This window comes from Streptomyces sp. Y7, assembly GCF_043195415.1.
Lineage (GTDB): Bacteria > Actinomycetota > Actinomycetes > Streptomycetales > Streptomycetaceae > Streptomyces.
In genome coordinates this window covers 162,056-176,766 of the sequence record NZ_JBIDDQ010000010.1, presented here as the reverse complement: position 1 = coordinate 176,766, position 14,711 = coordinate 162,056, and the positions used below count along the sequence as shown (strand labels likewise).

12 protein-coding genes are annotated in these 14,711 nt (G+C 72.1%); 11 read left to right on the top strand and 1 reads right to left on the bottom strand.

Annotated elements, in window-relative coordinates; genetic code table 11:
- Nucleotides 1–5: 5 nt before the first annotated feature.
- The 11 genes from rsmI (at nt 6) to ACGFW6_RS25240 (ending at nt 14,144) form a co-directional block, all read left to right on the top strand.
- Nucleotides 6–854, top strand: coding sequence for a 16S rRNA (cytidine(1402)-2'-O)-methyltransferase (gene rsmI / locus ACGFW6_RS25290; protein WP_393514027.1), 849 nt, complete (start codon nt 6–8; stop codon nt 852–854).
- Nucleotides 855–1,045: 191 nt separating this feature from the next.
- Nucleotides 1,046–1,456, top strand: coding sequence for a hypothetical protein (locus ACGFW6_RS25285; RefSeq protein WP_393514024.1), 411 nt, complete (start codon nt 1,046–1,048; stop codon nt 1,454–1,456).
- Nucleotides 1,457–1,503: 47 nt separating this feature from the next.
- On the top strand, nt 1,504–2,385 hold the full coding sequence (locus ACGFW6_RS25280) for a TatD family hydrolase (protein WP_393514021.1): 882 nt from the start codon (nt 1,504–1,506) through the stop codon (nt 2,383–2,385).
- A gap of 141 nt (nt 2,386–2,526) precedes the next feature.
- Complete coding sequence (locus ACGFW6_RS25275) at nt 2,527–3,924, top strand: ubiquitin-like domain-containing protein (RefSeq protein ID WP_393514018.1); 1,398 nt, start codon at nt 2,527–2,529, stop codon at nt 3,922–3,924.
- Between the two features lie 42 nt (nt 3,925–3,966).
- Nucleotides 3,967–4,875 (top strand): 16S rRNA (adenine(1518)-N(6)/adenine(1519)-N(6))-dimethyltransferase RsmA, encoded by a 909-nt coding sequence (rsmA, locus tag ACGFW6_RS25270; RefSeq protein WP_393514015.1) that lies wholly within the window; start codon nt 3,967–3,969, stop codon nt 4,873–4,875.
- Nucleotides 4,872–5,789, top strand: a complete 918-nt coding sequence (locus ACGFW6_RS25265; RefSeq protein WP_393514012.1) for a 4-(cytidine 5'-diphospho)-2-C-methyl-D-erythritol kinase — start codon at nt 4,872–4,874, stop codon at nt 5,787–5,789. The genes rsmA and ACGFW6_RS25265 overlap by 4 nt, the downstream gene beginning before the upstream one ends.
- A 230-nt stretch (nt 5,790–6,019) precedes the next feature.
- The gene (locus ACGFW6_RS25260) at nt 6,020–7,102 is read left to right on the top strand and encodes a peptidoglycan recognition family protein (protein ID WP_393514009.1); all 1,083 of its coding nucleotides are present in this window, start codon (nt 6,020–6,022) and stop codon (nt 7,100–7,102) included.
- Between the two features lie 135 nt (nt 7,103–7,237).
- The gene (locus tag ACGFW6_RS25255; protein ID WP_393514006.1) at nt 7,238–9,046 is read left to right on the top strand and encodes an ABC-F family ATP-binding cassette domain-containing protein; all 1,809 of its coding nucleotides are present in this window, start codon (nt 7,238–7,240) and stop codon (nt 9,044–9,046) included.
- 373 nt (nt 9,047–9,419) lie between these two features.
- On the top strand, nt 9,420–11,252 hold the full coding sequence (locus tag ACGFW6_RS25250) for a PQQ-binding-like beta-propeller repeat protein (protein WP_393514003.1): 1,833 nt from the start codon (nt 9,420–9,422) through the stop codon (nt 11,250–11,252).
- 71 nt (nt 11,253–11,323) lie between these two features.
- On the top strand, nt 11,324–13,147 hold the full coding sequence (locus tag ACGFW6_RS25245) for a PQQ-binding-like beta-propeller repeat protein (RefSeq protein WP_393514000.1): 1,824 nt from the start codon (nt 11,324–11,326) through the stop codon (nt 13,145–13,147).
- Nucleotides 13,148–13,451: 304 nt separating this feature from the next.
- Nucleotides 13,452–14,144, top strand: coding sequence for a LuxR C-terminal-related transcriptional regulator (locus ACGFW6_RS25240; protein WP_393513997.1), 693 nt, complete (start codon nt 13,452–13,454; stop codon nt 14,142–14,144).
- A 193-nt stretch (nt 14,145–14,337) separates the two neighbouring features.
- Here ACGFW6_RS25240 and ACGFW6_RS25235 read toward each other — a convergent pair whose 3' ends face one another.
- Nucleotides 14,338–14,691, bottom strand: a complete 354-nt coding sequence (locus ACGFW6_RS25235; protein ID WP_393513994.1) for a hypothetical protein — start codon at nt 14,689–14,691, stop codon at nt 14,338–14,340.
- Between the last annotated feature and the right edge of the window lie 20 nt (nt 14,692–14,711).

Sequence of the window (14,711 nt, the reverse complement as noted above, 5' to 3'; positions counted from 1 at the left end):
GAAACGTGACAGGAACCCTTGTTTTGGCAGGCACCCCCATCGGCGACGTCAAGGACGCCCCGCCCCGGCTGGTCGAGGAACTCGCCGGTGCGGACGTGATCGCCGCCGAGGACACCCGGCGGCTCAAGCGCCTCACCCAGGCGCTGGACGTGCAGCCCGCCGGGCGGGTCGTGTCGTACTTCGAGGGCAACGAGTCGGCCCGTACACCCGAGCTGGTCGAGACGCTGCTGGCGGGCTCGCGGGTGCTGCTGGTGACCGACGCGGGGATGCCGTCGGTGTCCGACCCCGGGTACCGGCTGGTCGCGGCCGCGGTCGAGAAGGACATCCGGGTCACCGCCGTGCCCGGTCCCTCCGCCGTGCTCACCGCGCTTGCGCTGTCCGGGCTGCCGGTCGACCGCTTCTGCTTCGAGGGATTCCTGCCGCGCAAGGCGGGGGAGCGGCTGTCGCGCCTGAAGGAGGTCGCCGGGGAGCGGCGCACGCTCGTCTACTTCGAGGCACCGCACCGCCTCGACGACACCCTCGCCGCGATGGCCGAGGTGTTCGGCGGCGAGCGGCGGGCCGCGGTGTGCCGGGAGCTGACGAAGACGTACGAGGAGGTCAAGCGGGGCGGGCTGGCGGAGCTCGCGGCCTGGGCCGCCGAGGGGGTGCGCGGCGAGATCACCGTCGTCGTGGAGGGCGCTCCGCAGAAGGGGCCCGAGGAGCTCGACGCGCAGGAGCTGGTGCGCCGGGTTCGCGTCCGCGAAGAGGCCGGGGAGCGTCGCAAGGAGGCCATCGCGGCGGTCGCGGCGGAGGCCGGACTGCCCAAGCGGGAGGTCTTCGACGCCGTCGTGGCGGCCAAGAACGCGGGGGCGTGAAACGCAGGGTGAGCAGGGCGTATATCGCATGAGCGTGCGCCCCATGCCGGGGTAAAGCGCCCCGGGCCTTACGGCAAGGAACGCCCAAGTCGGCGCCAACACTGGACAGATTGCGTGCGTTCACTCCTGCGGAGGAGTCCACTGGGTTGTGGGGCGTGAGCCGTCCCACCCAGCGGACCACAGGAGCTGGCATGAGTGAGAGCGCACAGCAGACCACGGGCCTTCGCAGCGCCGCGACCGCCGTCGTCCACGAGTCGTATTCGTTCGCCTGCATGCGCTGCGGGCATGGCTGGGAGCAGTCGTACGAGATAGAGCACCACGTCGACGGCGACGGCCGTGAGTTCGTGATGTACGTGGCGAACGGCCAGGTCGTACCGTCCCCGCTCAGCAGTCCCACGTGTCACAACTGCGACGGGCACATCGTGCGGATCATGCGTCCCGGGCAGGTGTCCTCCGTACAGAACTCCCTGCACCGTCCCGCCCCCGTCCCCGCTCCGTCGAAGCCGCGGTCCGACGCGGAGACGGAGCCGGCGCCCGCCGAACCGCACCACCACTGGCACCTGTCCGATCTGCTGCACGTCTTCCACCGCAAGGCGAGCTGAGCCGAGCGCCCGGCCGGCGGGGCATGCCCCTTTCGTAGGATCGGGGCATGCCTTCGAACGCCGCCGACAAGAACGCCGCCCCGCCGCTCCCGGAGCCGCTGCGGGTACCGGTCGCCGACTCGCACACCCACCTCGACATGCAGTCCGGCACCGTGCGGGAGGGCCTGGACAAGGCGGCGTCGGTGGGGGTCACGACGGTCGTGCAGGTGGGCTGCGACGTACGCGGCTCGCAGTGGGCGGCCGAGACCGCGGCGCAGTACGACGCCGTGCACGCGACCGTCGCGCTGCACCCCAACGAGGCGCCGCGCATCGTGCACGGCGACCCCGACGGCTGGTCGCGCCAGGGGGCGCGTGAGCCGGGTGGCGCGCAGGCGCTCGAAGAGGCGCTCGCGGAGATCGACCGCCTCGCCGCACTCCCGCAGGTGAAGGGCGTCGGCGAGACCGGCCTCGACTACTTCCGCACCGGGCCCGAGGGCAAGGAGGCGCAGGAGGCGTCGTTCCGCGCCCACATCGAGATCGCCAAGCGGCACGGCAAGGCCCTGGTCATCCACGACCGCGACGCCCACGCGGACGTGCTGCGGGTGCTGAAGGAGGAGGGCGCGCCCGAGCGGACCGTCTTCCACTGCTACTCCGGCGACGCGGAGATGGCGCAGGTGTGCGCCCGCGCCGGGTACTTCATGTCCTTCGCCGGCAACGTCACCTTCAAGAACGCCCAGAATCTGCGGGACGCGGTGGCGATCGCCCCGCTGGAGCTGCTCCTGGTGGAGACCGACGCGCCCTTCCTCACGCCGGTGCCGTACCGCGGACGGCCCAACGCGCCGTATCTCATTCCGATCACGGTGCGCGCCCTGGCGGCCGTACGGGGCATCGACGAGGACACGCTGGCGACGGCCCTCGGGACGAACACGGCACATGCCTTCGGCTACTGAACGATCACCGCGCGGTAACGCTCGCACAGGTCCACGTCCGGGCGACGGCCACGTTGCGTAGTCGCGTCGCTTTGGAGAGTGACGGCCCCTCCGCTAGGTTCTGGTGGCCCGAAACGGACCCCTCCGGTGGAGCGTGTCGTCGTGAGCAACGCGCAGTTCGAGACGTACGGCCCGAGCCCGGCCTTTGAGCCCTCGGGGTACGCCGGCTTCGACCCGTACAGCGCACAGACGCTGGCGTACGGAGTGCCGGCACCCTACGAGACGCGTACGGAGAGTTACGGAACCGGGTTCGACCGGTCGGCGCCGCATCCGCCGTACACGGCGTACGAGGACACCTACCGGCCCGCGTACGAGATCGCCGAAGAGGCGCATGAGCCCGTCGCGCGCCCCAGGAGCGGCCGGCGGGCCGCGCACCGGCGCCGGGCGCGGGCCGCCGAGCGGAGCGACGGGACCATGCGCAAGCTGGTCCCGCAGGCGCTGGTCGTGGCGTTCCTCGCGGGCGGCACCAGCGCCTTCGTGGCCAAGGACAAGGCGGTCGAGCTGAGCGTCGACGGCGGCAAGCCGCGCACGCTGCACACCTTCGCGGACGACGTCACCGAACTGCTGGCCGAGGAGGGCGTCGGTGTGGGGGCGCACGACCTGGTCGCACCCGCTTCCGACGGGGGGCTCGCCCACGGCGACGAGGTCGCCGTGCACTACGGGCGCCCCGTGCGGCTCACCCTCGACGGCCAGAAGCGCGAGGTCTGGACGACGGCCCGCACGGTGGAGGCGGCGCTCACCCAGCTCGGAGTGCGCGCGGAGGGCGCGTATCTGTCGACGTCGCGCTCCCGGCGCATCGGGCGGGAGGGCCTCGCGCTGGATGTGCGCACCGAGCGGGCGGTGACCGTCATGGCGGACGGCCGGGCCCGCACGATCCGGACGAACGCGGCGAGCGTGAGCGAGGTGGTGGAGCAGGCCGGGATCACCCTGCGCGGGCAGGACACCACCTCCGTCCCCCTGGAGAGCTTCCCGCGCGACGGGCAGACGGTCACCGTGCTGCGGATCACCGGGCGCAAGGAGATCCGCGACGAGGCGATCCCGTTCGCGGTGGAGCGCGTCGACGACCCGTCGGTCTTCAAGGGCACGGAGGTCGTCGAGCGGGCCGGGCGGGCGGGGCTGCGGCGGATGACGTACTCGCTGCGCACGGTCAACGGCGTACGGCAGAAGCCGCGTCGGATCAGGACCGAGGTGGTGCGCGAACCGCAGACGCAGGTGGTGAAGGTGGGCACGAAGCCGCTGCCGACGTCCGTCGGCGGCGCCGGCCGGCTGAACTGGGACGGGCTCGCGGCGTGCGAGTCCGGGGGACAGGCCGACGCCGTGGACTCGTCGGGGACGTACGGCGGGCTGTACCAGTTCGACACCCACACCTGGCGCGACCTCGGCGGGAAGGGCAGGCCGCAGGACGCCTCCGCGGAGGAACAGACGATGCGGGCGAAGAAGCTGTACGTGCGGCAGGGCACCAGCCCCTGGCCGCACTGCGGGGCGCGGCTGCACAGGTGAGCGGCGGCGGGCCGGGCCGGCGGCGCCCCGTACCCTTGTCGGGTGAGCAGTCCCACCCCCGACGCCCTCCTGGGCCCCGCCGACGTCCGTGAGCTGGCGAGCGCCCTCGGCGTACGCCCCACCAAGCAGCGCGGCCAGAACTTCGTGATCGACGCGAACACGGTCCGCCGTATCGTCCGCACCGCCGAGGTGCGGCCCGACGACGTGGTCGTCGAGGTCGGCCCGGGTCTCGGCTCCCTCACCCTGGCGCTGCTGGAGGTCGCCGACCGCGTCACCGCCGTCGAGATCGACGACGTCCTGGCCGGCGCGCTCCCCGCGACCGTCGCGGCCCGGATGCCCGAGCGCGCCGAGCGGTTCGCGCTGGTGCACTCCGACGCGATGCAGGTCGACGAGCTGCCCGGGCCGCCGCCCACCGCACTGGTCGCCAACCTCCCCTACAACGTGGCCGTGCCGGTGCTGCTGCACATGCTCGCCACCTTCCCGAGCATCGAACGCACCCTCGTCATGGTGCAGTCCGAGGTCGCCGACCGCCTCGCGGCCGCGCCCGGCTCGAAGGTGTACGGCGTGCCCTCGGTCAAGGCGAACTGGTACGCCGCGGTCAAGCGGGCCGGCGCCATCGGCCGCAACGTCTTCTGGCCCGCGCCGAACGTGGACAGCGGGCTGGTGGCGCTGACCCGGCGCACCGAGCCGATCAAGACCACCGCCGCCCGGCGCGAGGTCTTCGCCGTCGTCGACGCCGCCTTCGCGCAGCGCCGCAAGACGCTGCGCGCCGCCCTCGCCGGCTGGGCCGGTTCGGCGGCCGCCGCCGAGGCCGCCCTGGTCGCCGCCGGTGTCTCCCCGCAGGCGCGCGGGGAGTCCCTGACGGTCGAGGAGTTCGCGGCCATCGCCGAGAACAAGCAGGCCACCGCGCCGCCGTCGTCCGCCGCCCAGCACGAGGAGTCCGGCAAGTGAGCGCGAGCGTCGTCGTACGCGTCCCGGCCAAGGTCAACGTCCAGCTCGCGGTGGGCGCCGCGCGCCCGGACGGCTTCCACGACCTGGCCAACGTCTTCCTCGCCGTCGGCCTCTACGACGAGGTCACCGTGACCCCCTCACCGGGCGGGCTCCGCGTCACCTGCGAGGGCTCCGACGCCGACCAGGTCCCGCTGGACCGTACGAACCTCGCCGCCCGCGCGGCCGAGGCGCTCGCCGCGCGGTACGGCATCGCGCCCGACGTGCATCTGCACATCGCCAAGGACATCCCGGTCGCCGGCGGCATGGCGGGCGGCAGCGCGGACGGCGCCGGCGCGCTGCTGGCCTGCGACGCGCTGTGGGGCACCCACGCCTCCCGCGAGGAACTCCTCGACATCTGCGCCGAGTTGGGCAGCGACGTGCCGTTCAGTCTGGTCGGCGGGGCGGCCCTGGGGACCGGGCGGGGCGAGAAGCTGCGCCCGCTCGACGTGGGCGGCACCTTCCACTGGGTGTTCGCGATGGCCGACCGCGGACTGTCGACGCCCGCCGTCTTCCGCGAGTTCGACCGGCTCGGCGAGGGCACCGACATCCCGGAGCCCGTCGCCTCCCGGCCGCTGCTCGACGCCCTCGCCAAGGGCGACCCGGACGCGCTCGCCGCCGCCGTCTCCAACGACCTCCAGCCCGCGGCGCTCTCGCTGTTCCCGGAGCTGGCCGACACCCTCGCCGCGGGTCTCGCGGCGGGCGCGCTGACGGCGCTGGTCTCCGGCTCGGGCCCGACCACGGCGTTCCTCGCCCGGGACGCCGAGTCGGCCGTGAAGGTGGCCGACACCCTGCGTACGTCCGGGACTTGCCGTGCGGTGCGCACCGCGGCCGGGCCCGCGCAGGGCGCCACGGTCGTGCGCGCCGCCGGAGCGTGACGCGGTACCCGCGCGGACGCGTTCTTCGCTCGATCTCCACACGGAAGTACTGCGATCGCGGTACACGCGGGGCTGCTGGGGCGTCTAGGGTCGCTTGAGGGTTCAACTGTCGGGCCGCTGCGCCCGGCCCACCGTCAAGCGCACTTCTGGAAGGGGACACTCCTGTGTCCGAATCCCCCACACCCGACCGGTCGTCTCACCGTAGAAAGCGCTCCCTGTCCCGTCGCGGCATGATCGCCGCGGGCGGGGCCGTGGCCGCCGGAGCCGCGCTCACGCCGATGGTGTTCGCCGCCGGCGACTCCGGCGGGACGGACAACTCCGCCTCCGGATCCGGTGACACCGGCAACTCCCCCTCCGGGTCCGGTGGTTCGGGTACGACGCCGGAGAAGTTCCCGGCCACCCGCACCGAGGCCGCCACCGGCACCGGCCCGGCCACCACCGCCTTCGCCGCCTCCTACGTCGGAGTGCGCTGGTCCGGCGCGAAGGAGGGCGCCGCCATCCGGCTCGCGCACGGCGACTGGCAGAACCTGACCAGCGGCTGCGCGGCCGTCGAGGACGGCGGCACGGCCCTGGTCGCCGCCGGCGAGGCCGAGGTCTACGAGCTGAGGGCGCCGACCGGCATCGACGGCGTGCGCTCACTGGCGATCGACACGACCGGCGGCCCCGACCGCACCGTCCAGGTGCCGAGCGAGCCCACGCGCGTGCGTGGCGTCGGCTACCTCTCGCGCCCCGCCTGGGGCGCCGACGAGTCCAAGCGGTACAAGGACGGCAAGGTCAACTCGCCCGAGGTGTACTACCCGCTCCAGGTCATCACGGTCCACCACACCGCGACGCCGAACGACGACCCCGACCCGGCCGCGACGGTGCGCGCGACGTACGAGTACCACGCGATCACCAACGACTGGGGCGACATCGGCTACCACTTCCTCATCGACGAGGCCGGCACCGTCTACGAGGGCCGCTACTCCGGCGACGACGGCATCCCCGCCTTCAACCCCGACGGCGACCTCGTCACCGCCTTCCACTCCGTCGGCTACAACTCCGGCGCTCTCGGCATCGCCCTGATCGGCAACCTCCAGGAGAGGCCCCCGACGGACGCCGCCAAGGCCTCCCTGATCCGGCTGATCAAGGTGATAGCCGGGTTCAAGGGGCTCGACCCGCAGGCGCGGGTGACGTACACCAACCCCGTCAACGGCACCAAGAAGGACACGAACACGGTCGGCGGCCACCGCGACTACTTCGACACCGAGTGCCCCGGCCAGGTCATGTACGACCTCCTGGCCGAGGTCCGCGCGGCGGCGGCCCGCCGCTGACACCGGGCACGGCGACGCGCCCTGGGAACCCCGGTGGGGTCCCCGGGGCGCACGGCTGTGCGGACGGCGGCGTACGGGGCTGTCGGCGGGCCCGACTACCCTGGAAGGTCGATCGTCCCCCTGGGCAGGAGAGAAATGGCCGTCAACCTGGTCAATGTCGAGAACGTCAGCAAGGTGTACGGCACCCGTGCCCTGCTCGACGGTGTCTCGCTCGGCGTCTCCGAGGGCGACCGCATCGGCGTCGTCGGACGCAACGGCGACGGCAAGACGACCCTGATCCGGATGCTGGCCAAGGTGGAGGAGGCCGACACCGGCCGGGTCACCCACTCCGGCGGACTGCGCATCGGCGTGCTCACCCAGCACGACTCGCTCGACTCCGCCGCGACCGTCCGGCACGAGGTCATCCGGGACATGGCCGACCACGAGTGGGCGGGCAACGCCAAGGTCCGGGACGTGCTCACGGGCCTCTTCGGCGGGCTCGACCTGCCCGGCTTCCCGCAGGGCCTGGACACCGTCATCGGCCCGCTCTCCGGCGGCGAGCGGCGGCGGATCGCGCTCGCCAAGCTGCTCATCGAGGAGCAGGACCTCATCGTCCTCGACGAGCCCACCAACCACCTCGACGTCGAGGGCATCTCCTGGCTCGCCCAGCATCTGCGGGAGCGGCGCTCGGCGCTCGTGTGCGTCACCCACGACCGCTGGTTCCTCGACCAGGTCTGCACCCGCATGTGGGACGTCCAGCGCGGCGACGTCTTCGAGTACGAGGGCGGCTACTCCGACTACGTCTTCGCGCGGGCCGAGCGTGAGCGCATCGCCGCGACCGAGGAGGTCAAGCGGCAGAACCTGGTCCGCAAGGAGCTGGCCTGGCTGCGCCGCGGCGCCCCCGCGCGGACGTCCAAGCCGCGCTTCCGGGTCGAGGCCGCCAACGAGCTCATCAAGGACGTGCCGCCGCCCCGCGACAGCAGCGAGCTGATGAAGTTCGCCTCCTCCCGGCTCGGCAAGACGGTGTTCGACCTGGAGGACGTCACCGTCCAGGCCGGCCCCAAGGTGCTGCTCAAGCATGTGACGTGGCAGCTCGGCCCCGGTGACCGCATCGGTCTGGTCGGCGTCAACGGCGCGGGCAAGACCTCGCTCCTGCGCGCCATGGCCGAGGCCGCGCGGACCGAGGGGGAGACCCAGCCGGCCGGCGGGCGGATCGCGGTCGGCAGGACCGTCAAACTCGCCTACCTGTCCCAGGAAGTCGCCGAGCTGAACCCGAACTGGCGGGTGCTGGAGGCCGTTCAGCAGGTGCGTGAGCGCGTCGACCTGGGCAAGGGCCGGGAGATGACCGCCGGTCAGCTGTGCGAGACGTTCGGCTTCAACAAGGACAAGCAGTGGACGCCGGTCGGCGACCTGTCCGGCGGTGAGCGCCGCCGGCTGCAGCTGCTGCGCCTGCTCATGGACGAGCCCAACGTCCTCTTCCTGGACGAGCCCACCAACGACCTCGACATCGAGACCCTCACCCAGCTGGAGGACGTCCTCGACGGCTGGCCGGGCTCGATGATCGTCATCTCCCACGACCGGTTCTTCGTCGAGCGCACCACGGACCAGGTGTTCGCCCTGCTCGGCGACGCCACGCTGCGGATGCTGCCGCGCGGTATCGACGAGTACCTGGAGCGCCGGCACCGCATGGAGGCGCAGGTCGCCGCCGCTGCCGCGACTCCGGCCGCGGAGAAGGCCGTACCGGAGAAGAGCGCGGCCGACGCGCGTGCCGCCAAGAAGGAGTTGCAGAAGATCGAGCGGCAGCTCGACAAGCTCTCCGAGCGGGAGACCAAGCTGCACGCGCAGATCGCCGAGCACGCGACGGACTTCGGGAAGGTCGCCGAACTCGACGCGGAGTTGCGGGACTTGGCGGGTCAGCGGGACGAGCTGGAGATGCGCTGGCTGGAACTCGCCGAGGACGCGTAGCGCTTCGCGGGGCGGCCGTGACCACGGAAGTGCCGGGCTCCTGTGGGGTGTCGGGTGCGGTGGTGTCGGGGCTGGTCGCGCAGTTCCCCGCGCCCCTTCAGGGCGCCTGCGGCGCCACTTCCACGGCCTCCTCAGGGCGTCGGCGGTGTCTCTTCACGGCGTTCGCGCGTGGGCTGTGAAGGGGGCGTGAAGGCGCATAACGAGGGCATCACGGGGCGGTTCTCCCTTGGGAACAGGGGGTGATGGGGGCCGGTGCGCTGTCGGTGGCGGGTGATAGAAAGGGCCGCCTGAGAACAGTCTGAGAAATGCTGGTGTGGCGGAAACGCGACGGCACAGAACGTGGCACCACACCGGTCTCAAGGGGGAACCGCTCATGAGCCAGCCGCCCAACCAGCCGCCGCAGGGCGGTTTCGGCGCACCACAGGATCCGCGGCAGGGCGGCTTCGGAGCGCCGCAGCCCGGTCAGCAGGGCGCGCCGCAGACCCCGCCCCCGCCGCAGGGCGCCCCCCAGACACCCCCGCCGCCGCAGGGCCCGCCGCAGACGCCGCCGCCCCCGCAGACCCCGCCGTCCGGCGCCCCGCAGCCCGGCTACGGCTACCCGCAGCAGCCGGGCCAGCCCGCCCAGCCGGGCCCGTACCAGTCCGGCCCGTATGCCCAGCCGCAGCAGCAGCCGTACGGCTATCCGCAGCAGCCCGGCCCCTACGGCCAGCAGCCCGCCCCCGGTTACGGCTATCCGCAGCAGCCGCAGTACCCCGGCGCCCCCGGCACCCCGCCCGGCGGCTCGCGCAATCCCTTCAAGGGCAAGCCCGCCGTGGCCATCGGTGCCGCGGTCGCCGTCCTGCTCGTCATCGGCGGCACCGTGTTCGCGGTGACCCGCGGCGACGACAAGAAGGACGAGCCGGTCGCCCAGCAGAGCGACGACCCCAAGGGCTCCGCGTCGCCGTCGGACTCCGGTGACGGCGGCAGCACGGGCGGCGAGGACCCGGAGAACCTCAACGCGGGCCGCCAGGCCGGCGAGGCGAAGGTGCTCTGGTACAAGCCGGCGCCCGACGCGCCCAAGTCCGGCGCCGACGCCCCCGGCATGTGGATCACCGACAAGACCGCGGTGAAGGCGGCGTACAAGCAGCTCTTCGGCTTCAAGGTCGCCGACGGCGCCGACGCCTGGGACCCGATCACGTTCCCGGAGAAGATCTGCGCGGTCACCCCGCAGAAGTCCGACAGCGACAAGATCGTCGTCGCGTACATGAGCGGCAGCAGCGACCGCGCCAAGTGCAACCAGCTGCAGCAGGTCGACCTGAACACCGGCGACAAGGGCTGGAAGGGCGACGTCGCCGACGGCCAGCTCTTCGACAGCACCCTCGACGTCGAACTGTCCATCACCGGCAAGACGTTGCTGGTGGGCCGCTCGCAGTCCGGCACGGCGTACGACATCGACAGCGGCAAGAAGATGTGGGACAAGACGCGGTTCGGGGACAAGTGCTTCCCCGACGCGTTCGCGGGCGGCGAGAAGATCATCGCCGTCGCGTCCTGCGCCGCCTCCAGCAGCGACGAGCACGACGAGGTGCAGCAGCTCGACCCGGCGACCGGCAAGGCGAAGTGGACCATGCGCTTCGACAAGGGCTGGCGCGTCTCACGCGTCTTCTCCCTCGACCCGCTGGTCATCTACGGCACCAACGAGGACAAGAAGGCGTGGAACATCTCCACCTTCGACTCCGCCGGCAAGATCCGCTCGCAGGTCGACGCCGACCTCGAGATCGGTGCCGAGTGCGGCTGGGCCATCCTCCAGCGTGACCTTCAGGGCTGCTCCGGCGTGGTCGCCGACGCCAACACGCTGTACATGCCCACCAAGGCGACCGCCAGCGCCAACGAGATCGTCGCCATCGACCTCGGCAACGGCAAGGAGAAGTGGCGGGTGAAGTCCCCCGCCGACGACTCGATGCTGCCGATCAAGGTCGAGGACGGCAAGCTCATCGCCTACGTGCAGGCGTCCTACGACGCGGGCGGCCAGGTCGTGGCGATCCCGGTCTCCGGGAGCAGCCACCAGCCGGCGAAGGTGCTCCAGAACCCGGCGAGCGCCGCGGACATCGAGAACGGCTTCTTCTCCAAGGCCTACGACTGGGCCGACGGCCGCTTCTACCTCTCCAGCACCCGGCTGAGCGGGCAGGACGAAGCCAAGGAGAAGCTGATGCTCGCCTTCGGCGAGTGAGACGCGCGCCGCTCGCGCCCCTCGCACCCGACCTCGTGTCCGTCGTCCCCCTCCCCTGAGGTACCCACGCCATGACCCAGCCGCCGCCTCCGCCGCCCAACCAGCCCCCGCAGGGCGGGTTCGGCCCGCCGCAGGACCAGCCGCCCCAGCAGCCGGGCGGCGGCTTCGGCGCACCCCAGACGCCGCCGCAGCAGCCCCAACAGCCGCCCGCGCAGCCTCCGCAGCCGCCCGGTCAGCCCGCGTACGGCTATCCGCAGGCGCCCCAGGCCCCGCAGGGAGCCCCCCAGACCCCGCCCGGCTACGGCTACCCCACCCCGCCGGCCGGGTACGGCCAGCCGCAGAACCCTTACGGCCAGCCCCAGAACCCCTACACCCAGCCGCCCGGCTACGGCTATCCGCAGCAGACCGTGCCGATGCACCCCCAGCCCGGACAGCCCGCCGGCGGTGGCCGGTCCAGCTCGCAGCTGGCCGTCGTCATCGCGGCCGCGGTCGTGGTGATCGCCCTGATCATCGGCGGCGTCTGGTACGCGAAGGCCGGTGACAAGGGCGGCAAGGACGACACCGCCAGTTCCAGCGGCGGCACCGGCGGCGGGGGCGACGACTCGGGCGGCGGCTTCGACGCCCCCGACGGGTCGGAGAAGGTGCCCTCGAACACCGCCTCCTCGGTCCTCTTCCAGGTCCCGGCGCCCGATGTCGACGACGACACCAGCATCGTCGTGTCCGGCTCCTGGCTGACCGACAAGGCGTACGTCAAGAGCGGTGTCGCGGAGATTGTCGGCTACGACCCCGACAAGGGCTCCAAGCTGTGGTCCGTCAAGCTGCCCGGCCCGGTCTGCCAGGCCGCCAGGCACATCAGCGAGGACGGGGTGACGGCGGTCGCCTTCGAGCCCGCCATGCCGACCAAGGACAAGCCCTCGCACGGCTGCACCCAGGTCGCCGCGATCGACCTCGACGCGGGCAAGAAGCTCTGGACGAAGACCGCCCAGAACGAGGACGGGCTGATCCGCTACGACAACATCACCCTCAGCGGTGGCACGGTCGCGGCCGGCGGCACCAGCGGCGGCGCCGCCTTCGACCTGAAGACCGGCAAGTCGCTGTGGGTCCCGAAGGCCGACGACAGCTGCTACGACCTCGGGTACGCGGGCGGCCCGAAGATGGTCGCGGTCCGCAAGTGCGGTTCCTACGACCAGCCCCAGCTGCACATCCAGACCATCGACCCGAAGACCGGGAAGGTGATCTCCGAGTACGAGATGGCCGAGGGCGTCGAGTACGCCAGCGTCATCTCCACCGACCCGCTGGTCGTGGCGGCCGAGGCCGGCCAGTCCGAGGACGCCATCGGCATCACGGATGCCTTCTCCATCGACAACAGGACCGGCAAGCTGCGCATCCGCATCTCCGTGCCGGGCGACCAGTACGCGGCCCGCTGCTCCGGCGTCACCACGATCGAGGCCTGCACGGGCGTCGTGGTGGGCAACGACCGGCTGTATGTGGAGACCGAACAGCACGACGGCGGCGGCGAGTACGGCCAGACCAACGAGATCGTCGCCTTCGACCTGGCCACCGGCAAGCAGACCGGCCAGCGCGCGGACGCGGGCGACCGGTACACGATCACACCGCTGCGCATGGACGGCGGCAACGTGATCGCGTACAAGCGTCCCCCCTACGACAAGGGCGGGCAGATCGTCAGCATCGACGGCGGCAGCTTCGAGGAGACCAAGCTGCTGGAGAACCCGTCCACCAGGGCGGTGCGGGACGTGGAGACGCGGATGTCGCCGGAGTACTCCGAGATCCTCTACGCGCAGGGCCATCTGTACATGTCCGCCAAGTTCGCCAGTGAGCTGGGCAGTTCGGACACCCGCAAGTCCCATGTGATCGCGTTCGGCGCGAGCGGCTGACGCGGCCGCGCCCGGTCGTCGAGACGGCTCCGTCCCTGCTCGGGGGCGGGGCCGTTCGCGTACCGCCTCATCGCCCTCGAATGCGCGGAAAGCCAGAAAATCCGCCGTTCCGGGGCACTTCTCGCCGGTAGGGGGAGCGCAACGTCGAACAAGCGTGTAGCTTCCGGGGGCATGAAGGGCGGGGGAGCCGGGAGGGGGCTTCTGTCCGCGCAGACCAGTGGGCACCCGTAGTGGGGCATCCGGACTGGCGCAGGCGGTCCTGGGTATTGATGGGGATCCACTGGGGGGACTGGGGGGTTGCTCGATGGGAGTTCGGCTCATGGTGGTCGACGACCACCGATTGCTCGCCGAGGCGCTGGCCTCGGCACTGAAGTTGAGGGGGCACCGGGTGCTGGCCGCGGCGGCGCCTGCCGCGGGGGCGGCGGAACTGGTGATCACGCGGGCGCCCGAGGTGTGCCTGCTGGGGACGGCGACGCCCGCGGAGCCGGGGATGTTCGACCCGGTGGCGAAGATCAAGCGGGAACGCCCGCAGGTGGCGGTGCTGGTGCTCGGCCCGGTGCCGAGTCCGCGGGGCATAGCGGCGGCGTTCGCGGCCGGGGCGTCCGGCTACGTCCGGCACGACGAGCGCATAGAGGGCGTCGAGCGGGCGATCATGAAGGCACGGGCGGGCGAGGCCGCGGTGGCACCGCAACTGCTCCAGGGCGCGTTCAGTGAACTGCTCAACCCCGCCGCGCAACCGGACGACGAGGGCCAGCGCCTGCTCCAGATGCTCACACCGCGCGAGGTCGAGGTCCTGGTCCGGGTGGCCGACGGTGAGGACACCCGCCTGATCGCCGCCGGCATGGGCATCGCCCCGTCCACGGCCCGCACCCATGTCCAGCGCGTCCTGATGAAACTCGGCGTCGGCTCCCGCCTGGAGGCGGCGGCCCTGGCGGCGCGTACGGGGTTGCTGGACCGGGCGGGTCCGGTGACGCAGGCGGAGACTCGGGGGGAGTAGGCAACGCCGGTCCGCATGTCTTCGGCCCGTCCGGCGTTCGGGGGCGAGCCGGTCGGCACCTTTCAGCCTGTCCGGCGTTTGAGCACGAGGCCCGTTCAGGGCCGAAGCGGGGGTCCGGGGGCGGCAGCCCCCGGGGGGACGGGAAGGCAGGGGCGGCGGGGGCGAGAAAGGAATGGCCCGCCCCCACCCACCGTCAGCCCTTCGGCGCCGCCCCGGCCTCCTCCTCCGCCTCGACATCCGGCGGTGGCGGAGCCGTCGGCCGCAACTTCAGCCAGACCAGGAAGAAGATGCCCAGCAGCAGCATCCCCAGCCCGGTCCACAGGTTGATGTTGACGCCCTCGGCCTTGTCGATGGCGGCGTCGTCATCGGTGAGCCCGGCGATCGTGACGATCACGCCGTAGATCACGAAGAGCCCGCCGATGATGCGCCGGATGTCGAACAGCCGCGCGGCCGTCGTCGACTGCCCCTGGAGTTCGCTGACCTCGCGCTGGACGTCCTGCTCGGAGAATCCGGAGGACCTGGGGTGTTCGGAGTGATGGTCGGTCATGGTCTGTCAGTCCTCCGTCG